The sequence below is a fragment of the Kitasatospora sp. NPDC051164 genome, from assembly GCF_044455625.1.
GTDB lineage: Bacteria > Actinomycetota > Actinomycetes > Streptomycetales > Streptomycetaceae > Kitasatospora.
Genome location: NZ_JBITFB010000135.1, coordinates 1 through 1,062 on the forward strand (window position 1 = coordinate 1; position 1,062 = coordinate 1,062).

Annotated in this window: 1 protein-coding gene; it reads left to right on the forward strand. The window is 70.0% G+C overall.

Annotated features, from left to right (window positions below; genetic code table 11):
- Positions 1 to 116: 116 nt before the first annotated feature.
- Positions 117 to 1,062 (forward strand): IS481 family transposase (locus ACIBEC_RS47855; protein WP_360510359.1); only part of this gene is annotated, 946 nt, incomplete at its 3' end.

Consider the following 1,062-nt stretch of genomic DNA (forward strand, 5'->3'; position numbering starts at 1 on the left):
TGTACTGACCACAGAGGTTGGTGACGGGGTTCACAGGCGGGTGATCTTGAAATGAGTGAGGGCCTTCTGGCTCGGTGTGGATTGCGACATCTGCACCGGCAACCAGAAAGGCCCTCATGCCACACCGTAACGCACCGCTGACCGAGACCGGACGCCTGCGTCTGGCCCGCTGCGTGGTCGAGGACGGCTGGCCGCTGCGTCGGGCTGCCGAGCGCTTCCAGGTCTCGCCAACCACGGCCAAGCGCTGGGCGGACCGCTACCGCGCGCTCGGCGAGGCCGGCATGAGCGATCTCTCCAGCCGCCCGCACCGCAGCCCGCGCCGCCTGCCGACCCGCACCGAGCGGCGCATCATCAAGGTCCGCGTCCTGCGACGCTGGGGACCGGCCCGCATCGCCTACCTGCTCCGCCTCAACCCAGCCACCGTGCACCGGGTCCTGGTCCGCTACAAGCTCGCCCGCCTCGCCCACCTCGACCGGGCCACCGGACGCCCGGTGCGGCGCTACGAACGCGCCGCACCGGGCGAGTTGGTGCACGTCGACATCAAGAAGCTCGGCAACATCCCCGACGGAGGCGGCCACAAAGTGCGCGGCCGCGCGGGCAGCCCATCGCACTCGGGCGTGGGCTACAGCTACCTGCACAACGCCGTCGACGACCACTCCCGCCTGGCCTACAGCGAGATCCTGCCCGACGAGCGCAAGGAGACCGCCGCCGCGTTCTGGGCCCGGGCGAACGAGTTCTTCACCCGGGCCGGGATCACGGTCCAGCGGGTGCTGACCGACAACGGCGCCTGCTACCGCTCACACATCTGGCGCGATGCCCTCGCCGCCGAGGGCATCGCCCACAAGCGCACCCGCCCCTACCGCCCGCAGACCAACGGCAAGGTCGAACGCTTCAACCGCACCCTGCTCGACGAGTGGGCCTACGCCAAGCCCTACCGAACCGAGCAGGAACGCCGCGACGCCTTCACCGACTGGCTGCACACCTACAATCACCACCGCGGACACACCGCGCTCGCAGGCAAGCCACCCGCCAGCCGCGTCCCCAACCTCACTGGTCAGTACA